Source organism: Arthrobacter rhombi (assembly GCF_039526245.1).
GTDB lineage: Bacteria > Actinomycetota > Actinomycetes > Actinomycetales > Micrococcaceae > Arthrobacter_H > Arthrobacter_H rhombi.
On sequence record NZ_BAAAIV010000001.1, the window covers coordinates 59363 to 81700 of the forward strand.

Here is a 22338-nt window from a genome sequence, read left to right on the forward strand (position 1 = left end):
CGCGCACTTGTTCCCCGGGATGTCGATCGAGGGGTGATGTTTCCCGTCATGCCGCGCCTCGCTGCGGTGCGAGACACGCACCCCCTGGAACCCACTACGTTGACCCCGAGTGGTTCGTGGAGCTTAAGCGGTCCATGGGTTCAGGATCGCATCCCGAGGTCCGACGCGGCAGTCCCGGCCACGCTGTTCCGGATTGTTACCGGCCTGTGCTCGGTTCATCCGCGCAGGGGGGCCACACTCGGATTGACCATCCGAAGGATCAATTCAGCCACCCGCCGTGAGGACACCATGGAACAGCGAACCGCCGGCCCTGCCACCCGTGGTCGTCGGCCCTGGATTGGCGTGGCCCTCGCCAGCATGCTGGCGCTCGCGGCCTGCTCCGGCGGGGAACCCTCGCACGTCACGGCACCCACTACCGAGGAGACAACATCCTCCGGGAGCGCGACGGCAACGAGCGCACAGCCGACCGCTGCATCTTCTGGGACAGGGACCACCGCGACGTCGCCTCCAGCGTCAGCAACCCCGCCTGCTTCCACTTCTCCTACCCCCACGCAGTCGACGGCGTCTGCTCCCCAAGCCGGTGGGGAGATCCCGATGACAACGTGGAAGACCGCGACGATGTGGGGCTTCTCGTTCAAATATCCCGCTCAGTGGTCGGTGCGGCTCGATCCCGAATCGGGGGACCAGGGCAAATACTCGAACTACCAGATCGTCGATGGAACAGGGACTCCCATCGCCGACTTCACCCCGAACTCGGCAGCCGATACGGACGGCGATGCGGGCGTCTACACCTACACCGATCTGCAGCGGATCCCCGTGCCGCAGCTGGACTACCGGCCCACCATGGTCCTGTTCGAGCACATGGACATCGACCAGCCAGCTGGCCAGGAGGAGTACGAACGGCAACTCGCCCGCCTCTCGGTGCGCGACGTGGCCCAGGTCGGGCAGCGCGGCAACCACCCCTCGCTGCCGTACTTCCACGCGGCCCAGGGCATCATGCCGTGGTTCTCCACCACCGACCCGTTCTTCAACAAGGGCATGGATCCCCGGGCGATCACCGCGGCGGAGGCGAAGTCCTTCATGGCGACGGAACGCTATCGGGCGATGAAGCAGTTGATGCAGTCCTTGCGCTACGACGGCTAGCCGTCGAGCCAACCCTCTTCGGCAGGGCGCTGGCCTGGGGTGCGGTCTTGATCCAGAAGCCAGCGCGGACGCCAGCGTCGGGGCAGCCACCATGAGAACAGGAAGCCCGCCCCGCCAACGATGACGAGTACAGGGCAGATCAACATGAAGGTCTGGGTTGGCGACATGTCACCGTACCGCCAGCCAGCCCACAGGATGTAGCTTCCCGCCACGCCGACCCATGCACAGCAGACGCTCCAAAGAGCGCAGGTCAGCAAACCCCAGTACCTGCCGACCGGAAGCAGCACCGGTTGCAGGGTGAGGAATCCACGCCAACGACCGGCGTACGCCCGGCGGGCCATGAACCCGAGCGCCGCAGCACCGAAGGCGCAGACGCACGCAGTGAACAACAAGCCTGGCAAGAAACCCGGCATGAGTGCAGTCCTTTCAAGGGGGGTGGTCGCCGGCCGCGGGGCAGCGGCGGGGCATGGACGTGTCGCTCAGATGCTGGATTCCTGACCGCCAGCGGCCAGCCGCCGTTCGATCCTCCGGTCCGGTATCAGCCACAGGACAGCCACCCCCGCGAAGAACGCGACGCCCGTGAACACCAATGCGGGTGATTCGGCGCTGCCCAAGATCGCGCACACGATCCCCACGATGTAGAGCACGGCGGAGAGCTTGCCCTTCAAATCGCGCCCCACAGCGGTGCGCAGCGTCGAACCGGCACCCTGGGAGCGGATGATCACCGACTGCAGGATGAAGTAGGCCACCGCCAGTGCCAGCAGGTCGAAGCCGTACACGATCGCCGGGATCCGGGCGAAGGAGCTCGCGTCCAGCCACGCGGTGGTCAGTGGCAGCAGCGAGAGCCAGAACAGCAGATGCAGGTTGGCCCACAACGCGCCGCCGGTGATGCGCTCGGTGATCTGGAACATGTGGTGGTGGTTGTTCCAGTAGATCCCCACATAGATGAAGCTCAGCAGGTACGTCAGCAGGCCCATGCCCAGCCCGGACGACGCCAGGGCTGCCCAATCATGTCCCTCGGGAACGTGGATCTCCAGCACCATGATCGTCAGGATGACGGCCATGACCCCGTCGCTGAAGGCCTCGAGGCGGCTCGTGGGCATCGTCGTCATCTCCGGTTCCGTCAGTGTGCGGTACCGGGCGATCCTATCCCCGGGCACGACGGCGGCGCACGGCCGCCGCTGGAGCGGAGACAGCGGACCCGACAGCATGTTGTTTCTTCAAGTTTTCGCTTACGATATCTCCATCACACGTACCCGGGGTGGTCCCGGGAAGAAAGTTGGGGGAATGAAAACAACACTTTGCCGCGCCATGGCAGTCATGGCGACGGCTTCGTCGCTGGTCCTCGGCGGCACCGTCGCGGCAGTTGCCGCACCGGTTGCGCCGTCCACCGCGACACCCTTCGCCGTGCGGGGCTCCGTCCCGGCGGCCATGACCTCCACGGTCACCCTGGGAACCATCGGATCGCCGATCGTGCGGGTTGGTGGTACCGCCAGCGTGACGCCCAAGGCCACCACCCGTGGGTCGGTTGATATCCGTTCGAAGGCCATCACCGTGGTCCAGGGCAAGAAGACGTTGGTCCGATCAAAGAGCAGTGCCCGGCTCAAGGCCGGAACCTATGCGGTCACCTCGGTGGTGAAGTACCGGACCATTTCGGGTACTGGCGCATCGAAGAAGTACTCGTCGACGAAGACGACCAGCAAGAAGCAGAAACTCGTCGTGCGATCGGCGGTGGCGATCAAGGGCATCGCGGGCAAGACCGCCCCCTATCGCGGCAAGGCGACGATCAAGCCGAACGTTTCGCGGGCCAGCGGCGTCAGTCTCTCCTCCAGTCGTTTGACGGTGAAGCAGGGCTCGAAGAAGGTCGCCACGAACAAGTCGTCAGTGGCCCTGAAGGCCGGGACCTATCGCGTCACCACCACCGCGAAGTACCGCATTCGCGTCTACAAGACCTCCACCGTCACCACCAAGTCGAAGCAGTTGGTCGCCAGTCCCGACAAGTCAGCCAAGATGAACTGCAAGGTCGTCGAGCTCGGTCCTCGTGACACCTACGCAGACTTCGTCCTGCAGCCCTTGCGGCTGGCGTGCACCGGTGGCTTCACTGGCAGCTACGAAACCTATGCCGTGGTCTTTGCAGACAATGCGGCAAGCCGCGAAGAGGGGATCTCAGGGGAAGTCTTGTGGGAAGACAACCCTGACTCGACAACGCGCATCAAGCCCGCTGTCGGTGCCACTGCTTCGCCCTATTTGTACCCCGAGCGGAATCTCTACAAGCCGGTGACTACCAGCAAGAAGGTGACCAAGAAGTCCTGGTCGCCCACCTACACGACGACGAAGACGCAGACGGTACGAATCAAGGCCGGCAAGAAGCCGAACCATGTTTACGGCACGGGCGGCTACAACTGTCCTGCGGGATACCCGATCAAGGGCAACGCCAGCTCGATGATCTACCACGTGCCCCGAGGCGCGTTCTACTCCCGCACCAAACCGGAGGAGTGCTTCTCCAGCGCTGCTGCGGCCCGCTCCCACGGATACCGGGCGTCCAAGCGGTAGTCCCGCTGGCACCAGGCCGGCCTGCGCGATGAAGTATCGCCGGGCCGGCCTCTTGCGTTTGCGCTCCAGGGATACCGTGATGCTTGAACCTTCATCACAATATTTGTAGAACGGTTATCTAATACCTGTTGCGGCTTCGCACAGAAAGTTCATAGCCTGAGCTAATGGATATCTCACGCACCTGTCAGAGAACCACACCATCCAACCAGCTGACCCAGGGAAGTGCCCAGTGAAGGCCAGGCGCTGGACTGGCCCAGCAGCAGTCTTGGGGGTTGCCAGTCTCTTGATGGCGCCAGCCACAGCGGGCGCAGCCACGCCCACGGCCCCCGTTCAAACCCCGGCGGTCACGCTGCCGCAAGCGCCGTCGACGAAGGCCGAGGCCAAGAAGGTCGATGCAGTCCCGACCCCGAAGGCCGACTGGTTCACTTGTGATGAGTGGGCCCAGGGCGCCGACTGCGCCATGGTTCCACTCCCGCTGGACTACGACCAGCCGAAGGGCAAGAAGACCGACGTCGCCGTCTTGCGGTTGAAGGCGACGGACACGTCGAAGAAGAAACTGGGAACGCTCTTCGTGAATCCCGGGGGACCCGGCGGCTCCGGCGTCCAAATGGCAGCAGCTGCCGAGCAGTTTGTCAGCCCGGCGGTACGCAAGCGATTCGACATCGTCGGCATGGACCCCCGCGGAACCAACTTCAGCGACGGCGTCGCCTGCTGGAAGAACAACGGCGCCATGCAAAAGGACCTCTCCGGCTTCAACGTCGCCTTCCCGAACACCAAGACCGAGACCACGGCCTACGTCAAGTCCGCCGAAGCCTTCGGCAAGGCCTGCAGCACCACAGGCAAACCCATGTCAGGCTCCATGTCCACCGCCGAGGTGGCCCGGGACATGGACATGATGCGACGCGTGGTGGGGGACAAGCAGCTCACCTACCTGGGGTTCTCCTACGGGACCTACCTGGGCAACGTCTATGCCAACATGTTCCCGGATCGTGTACGTGCCGTGGTCATTGATGGCGTGCTGGACCCCGAGGGGTGGGCCGGGACGAAGTACAACAAGTCCCTGCCGCAGACCCAGCGGATCAAATCCGGTGAAGGCGCCGCCAAGGCAGTGCAGGAGATCCTCAAGCGGTGCAAGACGGCCGGAGAGAAATACTGCAGGCTGGCAGCCGACGGCGACCCCGTGAAGATCTACAAGAAACTCATGGCCCAACTCAAGAAGAAACCCGTCATCCTCAACGGGGAGGAAACGGGCGGTGAGGACGTCGAACTGTCCTATGCGGATGTGGTCTCGATGCTGCTCAGCGGTTTGTACAGCCCCGATGCCGGCGATACCACCGACTCGATCCTTGCCGAGATCTCTTCGCTGATGGTCAAGCCCGGCGCCAAGGGCAGCAAGCTGGCTCAGCGCCAGTCGGCCGCCCGGTCCGACCTGGCCGCGCGCGTCAGCTCGGCGAAGGACGCCGCCAAATCCACAGCGCAGGACAAGCAGCGCCAGGGCGCTGCCGCCGGCTGGGGATTCCCCTACGACAACTCGGCCGAAGCCTTCCAGTCGGTGCTCTGCACCGATGGGACCAACCCGTCACGGGCGAAGAACTGGACCACGTATACCGACTACGCCCAGATCCTGGCACCGGGATTCGGGCCGTTGTGGACCTGGAGCTCTGCACCGTGCGCCAGCTCGACCTGGACGTCCCAGGATGAGGATTCCTACCGCGGCACCTTCGACCATGCCACCGCCAACCCGGTGCTGGTTGTCGGCAATTATTGGGATCCGGCCACCAACTACGACGGCGCCGTGAAGGCCGCGTCACTGTTGCCCAAGAGCCGGCTGCTCTCGAGCACCAACTGGGGCCACACGGCCTACGGCACCTCCACATGCGCGACCGGCGCCGTTGATGCGTACCTGCTGACCGGCAAACTGCCGGCCAAGGGCACGGTCTGCAAGGGCGACGTGCAGCCCTTCACGACGCCGTTGGATGAGCAGGAGGGAATGAGTAAACTCCGCAAGGCGCCGGAGAGCCACCTGCCGCCAGTGGTTCCTCCGATCCCGGGAGCCGTCCCGCGTCGCTGACCCACCCACCACGGAGCCCTCGGTTTCCCCGCAGCGCGGGAGGAACCGGGGGCTCCTTCTGGTGGGGCCCGCCCGTCACACTTTCGGTAGCGCCGCCCCTCCGGGCAGACTGGGACCCACGAACCGCCGGGATGGCCCGGCTGCGGCACGATGGCAAGGGAGCCCGTCATGAACGACATCCAGCAACTGAGCGCCACCGATCTGCTGGGGGCGATCCGCCGCCGAGAGCTCTCCTCCCGCGAGGCCGTCGAGTCGCACCTGGCGCGGATCGACACCATCAACCCGGTGATCAACGCTGTCGTCACCGTGGATGCCGACCGGGCACTGGCCGCCGCCGACGCCGCCGACCAGATGACGGTGTCCGGCGCCGACCTGCCGCTGCTCCACGGCTTGCCGATGACTCACAAGGACACCCACGACGTCGCCGGCATGCGCAGCACGCAGGGATCGCCGATTTTCGCCGACCACGTACCGGCCTCCGACGCGCCGATTGTCGCCCGGCTGAAGGCTGCCGGCGTGGTCACCACGGGCAAGACGAACGTGCCCGAGTTCGCCGCGGGTTCCCACACGTTCAACACGATCTTCGGCACCACGACCAACCCGTATGACCCCGCGCGCAGCGCCGGCGGCTCCTCCGGTGGGGTCGCAGCGGCCATCGCAGCGGGCATCCAGCCCCTCGGCGACGGCTCGGACATGGGTGGGTCACTGCGCATCCCCGCCTCCTTCTGCAACGTCGTCGGCTTCCGCCCCTCCTACGGGGTGCTGCCCCTGCCTGCCGCCACCAACGACTGGGCGTGGCTGGGCCGCACCGGCCCCATGGCCCGCGAGGTCGCCGACATCGCCCTGTTCATGCAGGCAGTGGCGGGCCCCTCGGAGCGGGTGCAGCCGCCGGCCCCGCTGACCGGGACGGACTTCGCGGCCGTCACGGCCGGCCGCGAGCCAGAGGATCTGCGCGGGGTACGGATCGGCTGGAGCCCCGACTTCGGACTCGGCGTCCCGGTCGAGGACGAGGTCCTTGACGTCCTGCGGGCCCAACTGCACCACTTCGAGGACGCCGGGGCCATCGTCGAGGAGGCCACCATCGACTTCACCGATGCCGACCTGGTCTTCGAACGCACCCGCGCCACCGACTTCGCCGCCAACCTCGGCCCGCTGGTGCGCGATCACCGCACGCTCATCAAACCGGAGGTCATCTGGAACGTCGAGTTCGGCCAGTCGCTGACCGCCACCGAACTCATCGAAGCCACCGCCGCACGTACCCGGCTGGCGGCAGCAGTCCGCGCGTTCTACTCCCGATACGACCTCTTCCTCGCCCCCGGCGCCCAGGTCCTGCCCTTCGACGCCACCCGGCGCTACCCGGGGGCGATCAACGGAGTCGAGTCGGGAACCTACCTGCACTGGATGCGCTCGGCCTGCCTGCTCTCGGCCACCGGACTGCCCGTGCTGGCACTGCCCGCCGGCTTCAGCGCCTCCGGCCTGCCGGTCGGCTTCCAACTGGCAGCGAACCATTACCGTGACGTCGATCTGCTGCGCCACGCCCGCGTCTTCGAGGCCCGCAACCGGGCTGCCCAGCGGCGTCCTGACCTGATGCCGGGCAGCGGCCAGGCGATCCGACCGATCACCACCGTCGACGCCGGCTGAGGCCTAAGCTGGGAGGCGATCTCACGTTTTCCCACCGCCCAGCGTCTACAGGTTGATGAAGAACACCCCAGCCTTCGAATCCGTCGTCGAGACCCACGGCATCACGGTGCTGCGCGTCTGCCGCGCGGTGCTCGGACCGGGCCCCGACGCCGACGATGCGTGGTCCGAGACGTTCCTGGCCGCACTGCAGGCCTGGCCAGGGCTCGATCCCGACACCAACCTGCAGGCCTGGCTGGTGAAGGTCGCGCACCGCAAGGCCATCGACATCACCCGCGCCCGGGCCCGCCAACCCGTCCCCGCGGGCCATGCCGGCGATCCCGGGTGGCCACCGGGAACGACGGCGGAACACCTCCGGGAAGGCACTTCGCCTCGCGGCAACCCGGCGGAGGGGGACCCGGAGCTCTGGGCCGCCGTCGCCCAGTTGCCCGAACGCCAACGCCTCGCCATCGCCTACCACTACCTCGGCGGGCTCGCCCATACCGAAACCGCCCAGCTGATCGGCGGCACCCCCGACGCCGTCCGCCGGGCGGCCGCCGACGGCATGAAGACCCTGCGTCTGGCCTACGGCCCCGATGCCCCCTGGGAAGGACCCACACCATGAAGACGATGAACACCATGCCGACGGCGACTCCCACCGAAACACGGCAGGAGGCACGGCACCTGGACGCACTCCGCGCCACCCTGGCCCAACGCGCCGAGGCCTCAGGCCTGCTGGAGGTGGCCTACCGCACCGTCGATTCCCCGGTCGGACCGCTGTTGTTGGCGGCCACCGGCCGCGGCCTGGTCCGCGTCGCCTACGAGCGTGAAGGCTTCGAGGCCGTCCTGGGCACCCTGGCCGAGCGCATCGGCCCGCGCATCCTGCGTGGCGGCCACCGTCTGGACGGCCCCGCCCGGCAACTCGACGAGTACTTCGCCCACCAGCGCACGGCGTTCGACCTGGAACTGGACCACCGGTTGACCTCCGGCTTCCGCCAAACCGTGCAGGCCTACCTGCCACGGATCGGCTACGGGCACACCGCCACCTACAAACAGGTCGCCGCGGACGTCGGCAATCCGAACGCCGTGCGCGCCGTCGGCACCGCCTGCGCCACCAACCCGCTCCCCGTCGTCGTGCCCTGCCACCGCGTGCTGCGCTCCGACGGGGGACTGGGCGGCTACATCGGCGGACTGGAAGCCAAGACCGCATTGCTGCAGCTGGAGGAGGCGCCATGAGCGGTGACGCGTTGTTCGGTGATGAGCTGCTGCACCGCCCGCGCCGGGAGTTGTCGCCGGGGGCCACGTGGGTCCCCGGCTGGTTGCAGGCGCACCAGCAGCGCTGGCTGGTGGACCGGTTCCACGAGTGGGTCCACGGCCCGGTGCCGCTGCGTTCGGCGAAGGTCGGCGGGCACCAGATGAGCGTGAAGACCGTCTGCCTGGGCTGGCACTGGCGACCCTACGAGTACACCCGCGACGCCGTGGACGTGAATGGCAACCGGGTATTGGACGTGCCTGACTGGATGGTGCGCCTGGGCCGCCAGGCAGTCACCGAGGCAACCGGCGACCCCGCTGCCGGGGCGGCCTACACGCCGGATACCGCACTGGTGAACTTCTACGACGACGCGGCCCACATGGGCATGCACCAGGACCGGGACGAACGCTCCCGGGCCCCGGTGGTCTCGCTGTCCATCGGTGACACCTGCCGGTTCCGGTTCGGGAACACCGAGCACCGCAACAAGCCCTATGAGGACATCGAGCTGGCCTCGGGCGACCTGTTCGTCTTCGGAGGGGCCTCGCGGCTGGCGTACCACGGGGTCACCAGGATGTTTCCAGGAACCGCGCCGGCTGGCTGCGGGCTGGAGGCCGGGCGCATCAACATCACGCTGCGCGAGACCGGCCTGGCCTAGCGATCCAGTTTCTCCAGCGCCGCGAGGTACGCCTCGTGGAAGGTCGGGAACTGGGCGACCTGGTCCCGCAGGACCTCCAACCGGATGCCGGCCCGGATGGCCAGAGCAGCGTGGTGGATCCATTCCCCGGCCTCTGGCCCGATCGCCCAGGCACCGATGAGGACCCGCCGGTCGGTGTCGGCCAGCAAACCCAGGTGGGCTTCCGGCTCGCGCTCGTAGGTCCAGGGACGGGCCAGTGCCGCGGCCACGTCGAGCTCCACCGCTTCGACAGCCAGCCCCTGGGTCTTTGCCTGGGCCGCGGTCAGCCCCACGCAGGCGATGTCGGGGACACCGAAAACCACCCGGGGGATTCCGTCGTAGTGCGCGGTGCGGGGCGTCCCGAGGATGGAGTCCGCGGTGATCCGGCCCTGGTACTTGGCCACATGGGTAAAGGGCAGGACACCATTGACGTCCCCGATGGCCCAGACGTTGTCGCCGGCCAGGCACGAGGCGTCCACTGGGATCGCGCCGTGGGAGTCGGGCTCGACGCCCACGGTCTCCAGACCCAGTTCGCCGGTCTGCGGCGTGCGTCCGGTGGCAAAGATGACGACGTCGGCGCGTACCTCGGCCGAGCCGGTGCCCTCCAGTTCCAGTACGCTGTCGTCACCGTCGCGCCGTGCCCGGGCGGGGGAGGCGCCCAGCAGGACGGTGACCCCCGCGGCCTCCAGATGTTCGCGGGCGAGCCCACCCACCCGCGGTTCCTCGCGGGACAGCAGCGCCGTCCCGCGGTGCACCAGCGTGGTCTGGACGCCGAAACCGGCCAGGAACGTTGCCGTCTCCACGCCGACTGCACTGCCACCGACCACGATCGCCCGCCGGGGCAGCTCACGGACCGTGTAGGTCTCGCGGTTGGTCCAGGTCGTGATGTCCTCGAGCCCGGGCACCTGGGGGAGCACCGGCGTCGTGCCCGTGGCGATGATCAGGTGTTCCGCGGTAACGGCATCGTCGCCGACCTGGACCCGGATCCGTCCGGCGTCACGGCCGGTGATGCGCCCGGGGCCCTTCAGGACCGTGGCACCGCGGTCGCGGTAGCCTGTGACCTGGGCGGCGTCGTCGAGGTGGCGGATCATGGTGTCGCGGTACGCGGCGGCGTCGGCCCAATCGAGTGAGGTCCCGATAACGCCGGCCGCACCGTGCGCCTCGGCGGCCAGCTGGACCGGGCGCAGCAGCGTCTTGGAAGGGATGCAGGCCCAGTAGCCGCATTCACCGCCGATCAGCTCGCGTTCGATGACGGCGACCTTCCGTCCGGCATCGAGCAGCCTGCTGGCCGCGACTTCCCCGCCGGGGCCCATGCCCAGCACGATCACATCCACATCGGTGTCCATGGGCCTACGATCCCACAGTGCACGGCGGCGGAATAGGTTTCGCGCGGGATGCCTACAGGAGCTCGAGCACGGCGGGAGTCGGCCTACCTCCGGGTGGCGTCGCGGATCTCGGCGACGATGTCCGGTCCCAGCGCCGCGCGGACGCACGCCGCCGCCAGCCGGGCGCGTTGGCCGTCGGGGGCGAGAGCGATGAGTTTTCCGGCATCGGTGGGCAGCCCGAGCTTCCGCGCGCCGTCGAGCACTTTTGCGTCCACCACGGGCTCCGGCAGGACCCAGAGGTCCTGGACCTCGCGCAGGAAGATGGTTGCACCGGTGGGGCCGATCCCCGGGAACTGCTGGAGTGCGTCCGACAGCTGGCGCTGCGTGAGATCACCGGTGCGCAGGGAGCGCAGGTCGGCGCGGTACGCCTCGATGGGCAGGTCGGCGCCATCCCCGAGCATCGTGGCGGTGCGTTCGTCGTACCGGCGGTAGGAGCCGCGGCCCAGCGCATTGACCCGTTGCTGCCAGGTTGCCGCTGTCATCCGCTGGGGCGTGCGCAGCCCCGCGGCGAAGAGCTCACGGGCGGCGTTCACGGCAATGCGGGAGCTGATGCGCGCCGACAACAATGTGCTGAGCACTAGCAGTTCGTAGAGCGGGGACGGCTTGTCCGCCAAGGCGATGCCGGCCTCCTCGGCGTAGGTGGTGCCGTGCCGGGCTAACAGCGCGGCGACGATATCCCGATCCCGAGTGGTCATGGCAGTTCCTTCCCTGGAGTGGCCTGTCCCGACAGCAGCCGAGGACGGCCGCGGCGGGAACCGAAAGGGAGCGCTTCGGCCTGTGGATTTCCCCGAACACGGGGCCCACTCGGACGCCAAAACGCCCGCCCCGAAGGGCGGGCGTTGGCGTAGCCGGGATCAGCGCTGGTGGTTACAGCGCGCGCGGATCGTCGGTTTCGGTGTCGATCTGTTCCTTGCGGACCTCGGTGTTGACAGTTTCCTCGTCGGTGACCTGGTCCTTTTCCAGCCGGACCTTCTCCACCGGGACGGTCCGCTTCTCCACGACGGGGGTCTCCTCGTGGAGCGTGACTTCCTGCTCGTCATCGCCCAGCTGCGGAGTCGTCCCGCCCGCGGCGCGGTCGGCCTCGGTGATCGGCTCGCGTTCGACGCGGACCTCCTCGCGGCTGACCGGAACGGTCTTCGTGACGTTCTCGGTGACGACGTACTTACGCAGGCGGACCTTGCCGGTGGCCTGGCGTTCGGTGCCGACGTTGACCTGCTCCTCGGAGCGGGTCAACGATCCGGGATCGTCGCGGCCCTCCGCCGCCGTGCCACGTCCTGCGGCAGCGTCGGGACGGGCGCCAGCAGCGTCGCGATCTGCCAGGGGGTCCCGGCGATCGGCAGCGTCGTCGCGGCCTGCGGCAGCATCGCGGTGGTCGGCGGTTCCCTGTCCTGCGGCAAAACCGGCTCCGCCGGCAGCACCTGCTGCGGCGCCACCTGCAGCACCCGGGGCGCCCGGAGCCGCGTTGCCGCCAACGGTGGTCGGCTGGTCGGCGGCGGAGGTGCCATTGCCGTTTCCGAGACCGTAGTACTCGTAGAGACGGTCCTGCTCGTCCTCGGCGATGTGGCCGTTGGGATCAAGGTTGGGTGCGTCCTTGACGCGGTCCTTGCTGTACGGAACCCGGATCTCATCGTCGGTGGCTTCGGCCTGGTCGAGCGGGATGAAGGTTTCCTTCAGTCCAAAAAGTCCGGTGTTGGCCGTCACCCACGTCGGGTTCCCGGTGGCGTCGTCCACGTAGATCTGGCCGACGGAGCCGATTTTCTCACCGTTCGTGCCGGTGACGGTCGCCTTGCCGGCGAGCAGGTTGTCGATCTTGTCCTGGGTAATCATTTCTCGTCCTGCCTTTCGTGGGCACCCGGTGGGGCGCTTGGATCGAATGGGTCGTGAAATGGTGCAGGGACCGGAAGCCCGGACCCCGTCCCCGGGGCGACTCTGCGAGTCAAACATTTCCCGCCGGTCCGATGCAAGGGGGTCCGCAGTGAACAGGAGGTAAAGCCTGCAGAACCGGCCCGCCGCGCGGCCCCCATTGGCCAGGTGGCCCACCGGCAGGGTTGAATTCCATGAATGGCCCCACACCCGACCCGCCACCAGGGTCTGCTCATCACGTTGCTCATTGGTCTGCCCCTGGCCGTGTTGCTGGTGTGGCCGCAGGCTTTTGGCGCCGCGCAGCTGCTTGTCATGTCCCAACTGGTGGCCTTCCGGGCGCTGGTGGGGATCGGGCTGGGAGCCCTGGCCGTGGTGGCCGCCGTCGTGGCCTGGCGACGGCGCCGGTTCGGCATCCCCGCGGGCGTGGCGATCGTGCTGGGGTGCTCCGCCCTCGCCACGGGCGCCGTGCTCTGGGGGCGCGGAAGCGACGCCGCCCCCCACGCATCCATCGGCGCCGCCACCCACGCCTCCACCAACGGCGGCGATCTGACGGTGCTCGCCTGGAACACCCAGGGCGGAGCGACCCCGCCGGCTGACGTCGCCCGCCTGATCCTGGATACCGGGGCGGACGTGGTCAGCCTGCCGGAAATGGACGACGACGCCGCAGCGGAAGTCGCGCGCCTGGTGGCCCTCGGCGGACGCCGGATGGCACCGGATACCACCTACGGGGCCACCGGGGATTCATGGATTCCGACGTCGGTGCTCATCTCCGGGGAACTCGGCGCCTACCGCCAGGACACCTCGGCGGGCTCGACGCCCGGACTGCCCAGCGCCGTGTGGAGGCCGGTCGACGGCAGCGGCCCGGCCATCGTCGCGGCGCATCCGGCGCCCCCGCTGCGCACGCTCATGGGGGAGTGGGCGGCGGGCCTGCGGTGGGTCGCCACGCAATGCAACGCGCCCGACGTGATCGTTGCCGGTGACCTCAACGCGACAGTCGACCATCTCTCGGGGCTCGGTGCCGGCGAGGGCTCGCTCATCGGCCACTGCCAGGATGCCGCACTCCAGGCGCACGCAGGTGCTGTGGGGACCTGGCCGGTCAAGCTCCCTGCCTGGAGCGGGGCGCAGATCGACCACGTGCTGGTCGGATCGGGATGGACCGCGCGCAGCGTGCAGGTGGTGGCGTCTCCCGCCGGGGGAACCGACCACCGCCCCATCGTCGCCGTCCTCGACGCCCGCTGACCTGGCGGGCGTGTCCCCAGATCGCCGGTGGGTCCGTTCAGCCAGCGGCCGGATGCGCGGTGCGCAGCTGCTCCACAATCGTGGCGCGCGCCCGGCGTCCCTCCGGGGTCGGCGTCAACGGGTAGACGTGCAACAGGCCAGGGCCCTCGTGGAAGTCCAGGGGCACGCCGGCGGCGTGGAGCGCCTCCACGAGCAGGTGGGTATCCGGGTTCAGGATGTCCCGGGTCCCGCTGAAGAGCGTGATCGGACCCATTCCGCGCAGGTCGGCTGCCAACGGGCTGACGCGTGGATCATCCAGGGCCAAGCCGCCCCGCCAATGGTCGATGAACAACCGGGTGCCTTCCCGGCCCAACCAGGGATCCATCGGCTGGAGCGCGTCGACGTCCGGGTTGGCCAGCGAGAGGTCCAGTGCGGGGGAGATCAAGACGGTCTGGGGCAGGCGGACCCCCTGCCCGTCGCGCAGCTGCAGGGCCGTGGACAAGGCGATCTGCCCGCCCGCCGAATCGCCGGCCAGCGAGGTGGGCCCGTACGCGGTGGTGCTGGCCGTCACCAGGCCGGCGACTCCTGCGACGACCTCTGCTGCGGTGCCGTGGGGGATCAGCGGATAGATCGGCACGGTGACCGCCAACCGGGCCTCGGCGGCGATCTGCGCGGCGAGGTGCCAGTGCGGGGAGGAGATCTCGTTCACCCAGCCGCCCCCATGCACGTAGACCAGCCCGCCGACGGGTCGGCTGGTTGCCGGGGTGATCGTGTAGACGGGCCACGATCCGGTGTTCGCCACCTCGATCTCCACGTCGCCGCGGAGCCGGCGGGGCGGTGCATAGCTGCGGGGACGGAGCGTGCGCTCCTGCAGGTGCCGCTCGGCACCGGCGCGGGTGATGAAGGGACGCTGGAAGTGCAGGGCCCGGACGAACAGGGGCAGCAGTCGGCTGGGCAGGCTCGGTTCCATGGTCAGTTTCCCGTCGGTTCGATGCCTGCTGCTGCAGGGTAGTGGACCACCACGGAGAAGACCGCGGCGGAACGCCCCTCGTTGGAGTAGCTGTGCTCGACGTCCCCTGCATGGGAGGCCGAGTCGCCGGGGGCCAGCACGACGCTGGACTCCTGGACCCCCAGGGAGACCTTGCCCGAATGCACCGAGAGCAGTTCGCGGGTCCCCGGCGGGTGCGGGGCACTGTGGTGGATTTCGCCCGGTGCCATGCGCCATTCCCAGAGCTCGGCGACATTGCTGCCACCGAGGCTTCCCGCGAGGTGGGCAGCACCGCCGTCGTCCCCCTCCCAGAGCACGGGGCCCTCACCGGCGCGGCGGACCTGCAGGGCCTCGGATTCCCCGGCCCCGACGAGCGCGGCAAACGCGATGCCGAGGGCATCGGAAATGCTGGAGAGCACGGCGATCGAGGGGTTGGCCTGGCCCTGTTCGATGGCCACCAGCGTGCGGCGGCTGACGCCCGAGCGGGTGGCGACCTCGTCGAGGGACCACTGGCGGGAGGTGCGGCGGGCGCGGATGCGCTGGCCGATCAGCGCTGCGATGTCCTGGTGTCCGGTCACGTGGGGGTTCCTTCCGTGGGTCGGTGACCATCCTAGCCGGGCGGTGGGCGACGTGGCCCGAACCCGCCAACTATGGTGATGCACTGCATAGTGCAGTATTGTGCACTATTCGTTACGCTGGATACATGACTTCCTACCGTGATCTTTTCCGTGCCCCCGGCGTGCTCCGCGTCGTGGTCTCGCAACTGGTCGCACGCTTCCCCGCGGGGATGCTGTCGCTGGCCGCGTTGATCCACGTCGAGCGCGTCCATGACTCCTATACGGCCGCCGGTCTGGTGCTCGCGGCGTTGGCCATCGGCCAGGCCATCGCCGGACCGCTGAGCAGCCGCATCTTCGGCCGCTTCGGCATGCACCGGGTCCTGCTGGCCACCCTGGTGGTTTCCGGCGTCTCGATCCTCGCCCTGGCCCTGCCCGGGCTGTCGGTGGGCGCCTACGCGGCCATCGCGTTGGTCTGCGGCTTGAGCACCCCGCCGGTGCAGCAGGCAGCGCGCTCGATCTACCCGTCGCTGGTCGCCCCCGGGGCCCGCGGCGCACTGTTCTCCTTCGACGCCTCGCTGCAGGAGGTCATCTGGATCCTGGGCCCGGTGCTGACCACGTTCGTGTCGCTGTCGATCAACTCATCGCTGGGCATCGTCATGGCCGCGGTGTTCCTCATCGGCGGAGGCCTCTGGTTCATCACCACCGAGCAGATCGCCCGCGCCGTGGCCCTCCCGCCGACCGGCCGCTTCGGCTCGGTGCTGCGCTCGCCGGCGCTGCGGTTGGCAGCGGTCATCGGTTTCCTCATCTGCGCCACGATCTCCATGGTCGAGGCCTCCATCGTCGCCAGCTTCGGCCACGGGGGAGCCCAGGCCGGCATCATCCTGGGGATCTTCTGCGTCGGCTCGCTGGCTGCCGGCCTGTACCTGGGACGCAAGCGGATCGGTCGCTGGAGCACAGCCCGCCGCATGGTCGTCGTGTCGCTCGGCCTCGCGCTGGCCAGCATGGGCACCGGGTTCTGGTGGCTGACGGCCACCATCTTCCTCGCCGGCCTCGGGGTGGCGCCGGTGATCGCCGCGTTGACCCAGATGACCTCCTCCGGGGTACCGGCGGCCGACGTCGCCGAGGCTTTCGGCTGGACGACGACGGCGCAGCTGATCGGTGTTGCCCTGGGCTCGGCCGTCGCGGGGGCACTCATCGACGGCCCGGGCACCCAGATCGCCATGGCCGGTGCCACCGCCGTCGCCGTGCTCACCTGCGTGGTCGCCCTGGCGGCCCGCCGTGGACAGCCGGGAGCGCCGACCACCGAGGAGGAGCTCGTCGCCGCCGGATACACCAAGGCGGCCTGAAGGGACCTTCCCTCCGGCACGTACGGGCGGTAGCGTGCGGTCATGGCCATCGCACGCTATCCCAGCTTCATCATCGACTGCCCGGACGCCGAGGCGCTCGCTACCTTCTATTCCGGCCTGTTCGGTTGGCGGATCAGCCAGGAGGATGGCGGCTGGATCGACATCCGTCCGGACGACGGCTCGAACTGCATCTCCTTCCAGCAGGTCACCGATTACCGCGCACCCGAATGGCCGGGCCAGGGCGTGCCACAGCAGATGCACCTCGACGCGATCGTGAACGATCTCGATGAGGGTGAACGCGAGGTGTTGAGCCGGGGCGGGGCTGTGGCGGCAGAACAGCCGGGAACCACCTTTCGCGTGTTCCTGGATCCGGCCGGCCACCCGTTCTGCCTCTGCCTGAGCTGATCCCCGCATCGCTCCACCTGCCCCAGGACAGGTTCATTTTCCGGTGGCGGGCGGATTTCCTGGATCGTCCGCGGAATCGGCGTCCGCATCGGCGTCCTTCGCGGGGTCGATGGCCCGGCCATCCCGCTCGCCTTCCAGATGCCGTTTGAGTTTCTCCTCGGTGTCCTGCCGTCGGCGCATCACGTTCCGGAACTCATCGACATCCTGGCCCTGTTCGGCAGCATGGCGTGATTCGGACCGCTGAAGTGGGGTACGGCGTCGCCCGGTCATCGGGTATCCAGGGGCCCATCCCCGTGGGCCGCCTCCTCGCGACGCGGCTCCGTTTCCGGTTCCGGCGGGACCTCGATTGGATCAATGGCCGGCTCCGGCCAGGGCTCCGCCGGTGGTTCGGGGGAGGTCGGGGGATCTGTCGTCGGGACGGTGCTCGGACTGGGCTGGGGTTCGGTGGGTGGTGCCGTGGGCGGCTGGGTTGGATCGGAGGGGTAGCCCGGGCTGGGCTGCCCCGGTGGGTCGAACCCGGGGTCACCTGGAATTGAGGCCTGGTGTGCAGAGAGCGGTTCGTCGACGTTCATGGTTTCTCCTCCACTGGAGGGGTGGCCACCAGGATGGTGGGCGATCCCCCGGTGCGGAAGGACCGTCCGTGGGGCAGCACACCCCTGCTTCGCAGTCAACACCGGCTGACCCGGCGAGGTCAATGATTTGGGGAGCCGCCGGGACACCCGCCGGCCGTCCAGCTGCCACCGCCACTACGCCAGGCCAGCAGCGTCGAGCAGGAAACCGAACCGCCGGCCGTGACGTTGGCGACGCTGGACGGGTCCCCACGGACAGACGGGTCGGTCAACCGTCGAAGTGGGTTCCTACGGGGCCAGGTGCCACGTTCCCGACGACGCGTGTGGCTATTTCGCGAAGTTTGATGTTGCGGGTGTTGGACGCGCGCTGGAGGATCGAGAATGCCTCGTCCTGGCTGCAGCGGTTCTGGCCCATGATGACTCCGACGGCCACATCGATGATCGTCCGTGATGCCATGGCGGTCTTGAGGTCTTCCGCGGTAGTGGCAAGCCCGGTGATTCGGACGGCCAAACGGATGCTGGCACTGGCTTGGGCTGCATAAGCGAGCGCGAGCGTCCGGGTGTCCTCGTCGAATGCGTCCCTGCCTTCCGCATAGAGGTTCAAGGCGCCGAGCGCCTCACCCAACAGTTCAAAGGGGACGGCCAAAATGGACTCGACGCCCGTGTCGCGAATCTCGGTGATGTATTCCGGCCACCTGGTCTCCAGCGCCAGATCCGGGGCATGGAACACCTCGCCGTTTCTGGCGGCGCTCAGGCAGGGGCCCTCGTCGTACTTGTACTGGAGCTCGTCCATGAAGGCGGCCTGGGGGCCGCTGCTGGCGGCCATGTCGCCACGACGGTGACGCAGGAGAGTCACTCCGCAATGGATGGGGGCACCATGGCGGGACAGTGACTTCGACGCGTGGATGGCCAATTGCGTGAGGAACTCCTCGACCTGGCTGCTATCGAGGACGTGCTTTTGGAGTTCTTCGGCGATGTGCTCGGAATCGAGCTGTTGGCTGTCCGTCATGGTTTCCTCCGATGGCAAGGGAAGCTGCTGGGCGTCGGCTGTGGGTCAGCCGTCGGCTGCCGATCCACACCCGGGCTCAGGCTAGCCTCCGGTAGGGGTGGCATCCATACCTGTGGGATGTGGATCGGGGTGCATCGTCGCCGCTACGTAGTCCGTGACGTCCGCTGAATTCAGGGTTGTCTCGTGGAGACGGGACCGGCGTGATCCCGTCATACGGACGAAATCCAAGGGGGATTTTGGCTCGGCGCCCGATTCGCGGCCAGAGGGGGGCGGGATGCGGGCCTGCCACTCGGTGGGGACCAGCGACGCGAATTCGACGTGTTCGGCGATGAAGGTCCGAATGGCAGGGCAAAATGGCAGGACAGCCAGGCGACTGGTGTGGGCATCCATCAGCACGTGGTGCATGAGGATGTCTCCCAGGACGGCCGATTTGAAACTGCGCTTCATCGACGTATAGCGCAGCCATATTTCATGTCCGGACATGCTGTACTGCACGAAGCCGGCCAGTTCCCCGGCCTTGAAGATCTGGTATTGGAGCTCTTCGCGGTTGTTTTCGACGACGATGGCCATGGTCTAGACCACCTCTGCCCGAGACGCTGCGGCATGCAGGACGCCGCACGGCGAATAGCGTGTGCCAAGGAGCGGTGAAGAGTGTATATACAAGGAACGCACGGCTGCTCCGATCAAGGATGCGGTGGCCCGCTGCTGAACCAACGTCAGCCTACTCTATGCGGTGGATTCCTTGGCAAGTCGACGCTGTCACGAACGCCGATGGACGCGCTGGTGAACCCTTCTCCACGCGCTGCGACGTGCCGTCCGCAGGGACCGGCCGGGAGGTGACCTAATTTTGTTCTGCTCCACCCGGTCAGCTGGGGGGCACAGAGAGTGCGCCGGTCCGAATGCGGGGAGGTGGCCGGAACGTCAAGACGGGCCGCCGGGTGACCTCCTGGGAAACCGCTGCCGTGGGGCAGCCCAGTGGCGGTCTTACCGCTGCTCGCGGGCCCAGTCCTTCACTACTGCTTGGGCCGCGTGCCAGCCTGCCATTCCGTGCACTCCGCCTCCGGGCGGCGTCGATGAGGAGCAAATGTACAGGCCTGTCTGGCCGGTGTTGTAAGGCCGAAGTGTCGGCGCCGGTCGCAGGAACTGCTGCGTTCCACGCAGTGATCCGCCGCCAATGTCGCCGCCCACAAGGTTCGGGTTCCATGCCTGCAATGCATCCGGCGGAGTTTCCACGCGTCCGATGATGCGGTCCCGGAACCCGGGTGCGAAGCGTTCGAACTGCGCATCGATGAGTGGGCCGACGTCGGCGGTCGAACCGTTGGGGACGTGGGCGTAGCTCCAGAGGATCTGCTGGCCGCCGTGGACCCGGGTGGGGTCGGCCATGGACTGTTGGGCGGCCATGACGAAGGGGCGATCCGGGACCTGGCCGCGGTTGGTGAGTCGTTCGGCGTGGACGAGTTCCTCGAAACTGCCCACCATGTGCACCGTTCCTGCGTCTGCGGTCCGTTCGTCCCTCCAAGGGACCGGACCATCCAGTAGGTAGTCGACCTTGTGTGCACCCGTGCCGTACTTCCAACGGCGCAGCCATCCGCGGTAGCGCTTGGAGAGCTGGGTCCCCGCCAGATCCAGGACCTGGCGGGGAGTCAGATCCAGCAGCACCGCGTCCGCCGCGGGAAGCTCGCGGAGATCAGTCACCGGTGAACCGGTGTGGATTCGAACGCCATGCGATCCCAGCACCGACAGCAATGCTTCGATGATTTGACCCGTTCCGCCTCGGGCGACAGGCCAACCTGAGGTGTGTCCCAGTCCTCCGAAGATGACCCCAAAGGCTGCGCTGAAGGGGTGGTGGAGAGGCAGCATGGAGTGTGCAGCTGACCCACCGAAGAGAGCGCGGGCCTCAGGTGTCTTGAACATGGTGCGGGCCAGCGTGGCGGCCGGCCAGGCGGCACGGAGGCCGAAGGAGGCCATGGGTAGCAGATGCGGAGGTAGCCGCAGCAATGGGCCGGTGATGTTCTCGAGCGTATGCAACGGATGCTCCGTCACCGGCGCGTGAACGCGAAGCCACGCCGCGGCGTCCGGGCCGAATTGTGCGGCAGTGGTTGCCGCGTCGCGGTGGAGGATGGCTGAGTCCCGGCCGGGTAACGGGTGGGCCATGGGATATTTGGGGTGGACCCACTCCAGGCCGTGTGCTGTGAGGTCCAATGCGCGGAAAGCCGGACTGCCGATGGCAAAAGGATGAGCCGCGGCTCCCAGGTCGGAGACCAGCCCGCTCCCTAGGATTTCGCCGGAACGTGCGCCACCACCCGGCTCGTTGGCCTGCTCGTAGATCGTGACCTCGACTCCGCGGCTGGCCAACATGGCGGCGGCCGTGAGTCCGTTGGGGCCAGAGCCGACGACGATGGCGGTGCGGTTCATGAACGTGCTCCTCGGCGGTTGGGGCCATAGTGGCGGTGATGCTGTCCTGGGGGCTTAGCCGGCATCGAAGAACCGCCGCGGCCAAGTCCGCTCGATGACGGCGAAAACCTGTTGGATTTGGCTGTCGGCGCGCCGGTTAAGATCCTCCAGCAGGGGCACCTCAAGCCGGAGGTCGCGGGAGGCGACCAACAAGAGCGTTTCCCACATGGCTTTTTTGGCCCGGAGCATGCCGATCAGGATGTCCAGTTCCACCTGGGTCATTCCCGTGTTCTGTTGGCGCAGGATGTTCACGGGATTGAGCCTACCGGCCAGGCGGACGCTATGGGTGAGCGCATGCTTGACGGGATGTGGGCGGTAACCCAAGGTGCGGATGATCTTCTCCAGGTCCGCATGGTCGTCGCCGACCTGACTGGCCAGCGAGGCGAACTGCTGTTCGGATGGGGTCCCTTTCCACGTCCGCGAAGCCGCCTGGAAGGCAGCGACACCGCCCTCGGAACCGAGCAGATGCTCATTGAGGTACGTCGTATACATCCGGTGGTTGATGTCGGTGTTGTCGTGGTCCATGGTGGGCCTTCCTGTGTGGATCCGTCGTGTGGATGAGCATTCGTCCCCTCATCGTGCTCCTGCCCGGACGATGTGCGGGTTCGGGAATCACCGATCGAGACGCGGGAGGCGGTGCAAAGAGTCTGGAAGCCCTCCGTGCATCCTCCCTCGGGTACGTGGCGATTTCAGGGGAGTTCAGGCTGCCTGCTAGCCGCCCTCATTTCTCCAGGCCGCTGGAATGCGCAGTGAAAAATGCCCGAAATACCGATCGCAGTTGCTACACCAATAGCTGACGTCCCAGCAGGTCCTTCCACTGGCATGGGCGGAATGGAGCTGCTGGACGGATTCGGGGACGAGGTATTCATCTGTCCCACAATGCGGGCAATGACACGGTGCGGAGTCCTCGGAATCCACAGGCTGGTCATCAACGGGGGCGACTGGGCGGCGTTGCTGGGAAATACTCACGGGTTGCTCCTGACGGACAACAGAGCCCGTGCGGAAAGATGCCGTGGCCCTGCTGGTGGGATACCCCCGCTGCTTGAAGGTCTTTGACCGGACGGATTGCCGGCCCGGGAAGAGCCGTGTCCAGTGCCCCCATCGTTGGCGATGGTCGATTGCGAAGTCAAGCATTCGCGTCCCGTTCCGGTCGACGCGGCGTCCAGGCAACCGCCGCAGCTCCGGCGGTCCGGCGCAGCTGGCCGCCCGACAAGCCGTGGGCCGCTGTCGGCGGC

General features: G+C 67.6%; 22 protein-coding genes. 10 read left to right on the plus strand and 12 right to left on the minus strand.

Annotation, left to right across the window (positions count from 1 at the left end; genetic code table 11):
• The first annotated feature begins 594 nt into the window (after nt 1–594).
• Nucleotides 595–1143 carry a hypothetical protein gene (locus ABD088_RS00330; RefSeq protein ID WP_343899315.1) on the plus strand — a complete coding sequence of 183 codons (549 nt, stop codon included), beginning with the start codon at nt 595–597 and terminating at the stop codon, nt 1141–1143.
• On the opposite strand, the gene ABD088_RS00335 is transcribed toward ABD088_RS00330, so the two are convergent.
• Together ABD088_RS00335 and ABD088_RS00340 are read right to left on the minus strand one after the other, a co-directional pair.
• Complete coding sequence (locus tag ABD088_RS00335) at nt 1140–1556, minus strand: hypothetical protein (protein WP_343899316.1); 417 nt, start codon at nt 1554–1556, stop codon at nt 1140–1142. The genes ABD088_RS00330 and ABD088_RS00335 overlap by 4 nt on opposite strands.
• A gap of 66 nt (nt 1557–1622) precedes the next feature.
• The gene (locus ABD088_RS00340) at nt 1623–2255 is read right to left on the minus strand and encodes a TMEM175 family protein (RefSeq protein ID WP_343899318.1); all 633 of its coding nucleotides are present in this window, start codon (nt 2253–2255) and stop codon (nt 1623–1625) included.
• A gap of 175 nt (nt 2256–2430) precedes the next feature.
• Between ABD088_RS00340 and ABD088_RS00345 the strand changes: the two genes are divergently transcribed.
• The 6 genes from ABD088_RS00345 (at nt 2431) to ABD088_RS00370 (ending at nt 9291) form a co-directional block, all read left to right on the plus strand.
• A complete protein-coding gene (locus ABD088_RS00345) occupies nt 2431–3696 on the plus strand; it encodes a sunset domain-containing protein (RefSeq protein ID WP_343899319.1) in 1266 nt (421 codons plus the stop codon).
• A 286-nt stretch (nt 3697–3982) separates the two neighbouring features.
• The gene (locus tag ABD088_RS00350; protein ID WP_343899320.1) at nt 3983–5767 is read left to right on the plus strand and encodes an alpha/beta hydrolase; all 1785 of its coding nucleotides are present in this window, start codon (nt 3983–3985) and stop codon (nt 5765–5767) included.
• A gap of 168 nt (nt 5768–5935) precedes the next feature.
• Nucleotides 5936–7408 (plus strand): amidase, encoded by a 1473-nt coding sequence (locus tag ABD088_RS00355; RefSeq protein WP_343899322.1) that lies wholly within the window; start codon nt 5936–5938, stop codon nt 7406–7408.
• Nucleotides 7409–7463: 55 nt separating this feature from the next.
• Nucleotides 7464–8009 (plus strand): RNA polymerase sigma factor, encoded by a 546-nt coding sequence (locus ABD088_RS00360; RefSeq protein WP_343899323.1) that lies wholly within the window; start codon nt 7464–7466, stop codon nt 8007–8009.
• A 5-nt stretch (nt 8010–8014) separates the two neighbouring features.
• A complete protein-coding gene (locus ABD088_RS00365; protein ID WP_343899466.1) occupies nt 8015–8620 on the plus strand; it encodes a methylated-DNA--[protein]-cysteine S-methyltransferase in 606 nt (201 codons plus the stop codon).
• Nucleotides 8617–9291, plus strand: a complete 675-nt coding sequence (locus tag ABD088_RS00370) for an alpha-ketoglutarate-dependent dioxygenase AlkB family protein (protein ID WP_343899324.1) — start codon at nt 8617–8619, stop codon at nt 9289–9291. The genes ABD088_RS00365 and ABD088_RS00370 overlap by 4 nt, the downstream gene beginning before the upstream one ends.
• Here the strand turns inward: ABD088_RS00370 and ABD088_RS00375 are convergent.
• The 3 genes from ABD088_RS00375 to ABD088_RS00385 all read right to left on the minus strand — a co-directional run bounded on the left by ABD088_RS00375 (nt 9288) and on the right by ABD088_RS00385 (nt 12521).
• Nucleotides 9288–10655, minus strand: coding sequence for a dihydrolipoyl dehydrogenase family protein (locus ABD088_RS00375; RefSeq protein WP_343899325.1), 1368 nt, complete (start codon nt 10653–10655; stop codon nt 9288–9290). The genes ABD088_RS00370 and ABD088_RS00375 overlap by 4 nt on opposite strands.
• Before the next feature lie 83 nt (nt 10656–10738).
• Entirely contained in the window at nt 10739–11389 is a 651-nt protein-coding gene (locus tag ABD088_RS00380; RefSeq protein ID WP_343899327.1) for an HhH-GDP family DNA glycosylase, read from the minus strand.
• Between the two features lie 172 nt (nt 11390–11561).
• A complete protein-coding gene (locus ABD088_RS00385) occupies nt 11562–12521 on the minus strand; it encodes a DUF2382 domain-containing protein (RefSeq protein ID WP_343899328.1) in 960 nt (319 codons plus the stop codon).
• Nucleotides 12522–12755: 234 nt separating this feature from the next.
• Here ABD088_RS00385 and ABD088_RS00390 point away from each other — a divergent pair, with 234 nt between their 5' ends.
• Nucleotides 12756–13796 carry an endonuclease/exonuclease/phosphatase family protein gene (locus ABD088_RS00390; protein ID WP_343899329.1) on the plus strand — a complete coding sequence of 347 codons (1041 nt, stop codon included), beginning with the start codon at nt 12756–12758 and terminating at the stop codon, nt 13794–13796.
• Nucleotides 13797–13833: 37 nt separating this feature from the next.
• On the opposite strand, the gene ABD088_RS00395 is transcribed toward ABD088_RS00390, so the two are convergent.
• The gene (locus ABD088_RS00395) at nt 13834–14745 is read right to left on the minus strand and encodes an alpha/beta hydrolase fold domain-containing protein (RefSeq protein ID WP_343899331.1); all 912 of its coding nucleotides are present in this window, start codon (nt 14743–14745) and stop codon (nt 13834–13836) included.
• 2 nt (nt 14746–14747) lie between these two features.
• Complete coding sequence (locus ABD088_RS00400; protein ID WP_343899332.1) at nt 14748–15341, minus strand: helix-turn-helix domain-containing protein; 594 nt, start codon at nt 15339–15341, stop codon at nt 14748–14750.
• 125 nt (nt 15342–15466) lie between these two features.
• Between ABD088_RS00400 and ABD088_RS00405 the strand changes: the two genes are divergently transcribed.
• Nucleotides 15467–16666: an MFS transporter gene (locus ABD088_RS00405; protein WP_343899333.1), complete on the plus strand. Its 1200-nt coding sequence runs from the start codon at nt 15467–15469 to the stop codon at nt 16664–16666.
• Nucleotides 16667–16708: 42 nt separating this feature from the next.
• The gene (locus tag ABD088_RS00410) at nt 16709–17071 is read left to right on the plus strand and encodes a VOC family protein (RefSeq protein WP_343899334.1); all 363 of its coding nucleotides are present in this window, start codon (nt 16709–16711) and stop codon (nt 17069–17071) included.
• Between the two features lie 33 nt (nt 17072–17104).
• Here ABD088_RS00410 and ABD088_RS00415 read toward each other — a convergent pair whose 3' ends face one another.
• The 5 genes from ABD088_RS00415 to ABD088_RS00435 form a co-directional block, all read right to left on the minus strand.
• Entirely contained in the window at nt 17105–17341 is a 237-nt protein-coding gene (locus ABD088_RS00415; protein ID WP_343899335.1) for a hypothetical protein, read from the minus strand.
• Nucleotides 17342–17908: 567 nt separating this feature from the next.
• Nucleotides 17909–18649, minus strand: a complete 741-nt coding sequence (locus ABD088_RS00420) for a GAF and ANTAR domain-containing protein (RefSeq protein WP_343899336.1) — start codon at nt 18647–18649, stop codon at nt 17909–17911.
• Nucleotides 18650–18730: 81 nt separating this feature from the next.
• Nucleotides 18731–19219 carry an N-acetyltransferase gene (locus ABD088_RS00425; protein WP_343899338.1) on the minus strand — a complete coding sequence of 163 codons (489 nt, stop codon included), beginning with the start codon at nt 19217–19219 and terminating at the stop codon, nt 18731–18733.
• 414 nt (nt 19220–19633) lie between these two features.
• Nucleotides 19634–21064, minus strand: a complete 1431-nt coding sequence (locus tag ABD088_RS00430; RefSeq protein ID WP_343899339.1) for a phytoene desaturase family protein — start codon at nt 21062–21064, stop codon at nt 19634–19636.
• A 54-nt stretch (nt 21065–21118) separates the two neighbouring features.
• Entirely contained in the window at nt 21119–21628 is a 510-nt protein-coding gene (locus tag ABD088_RS00435) for a hypothetical protein (protein WP_343899340.1), read from the minus strand.
• Nucleotides 21629–22338: the final 710 nt, after the last annotated feature.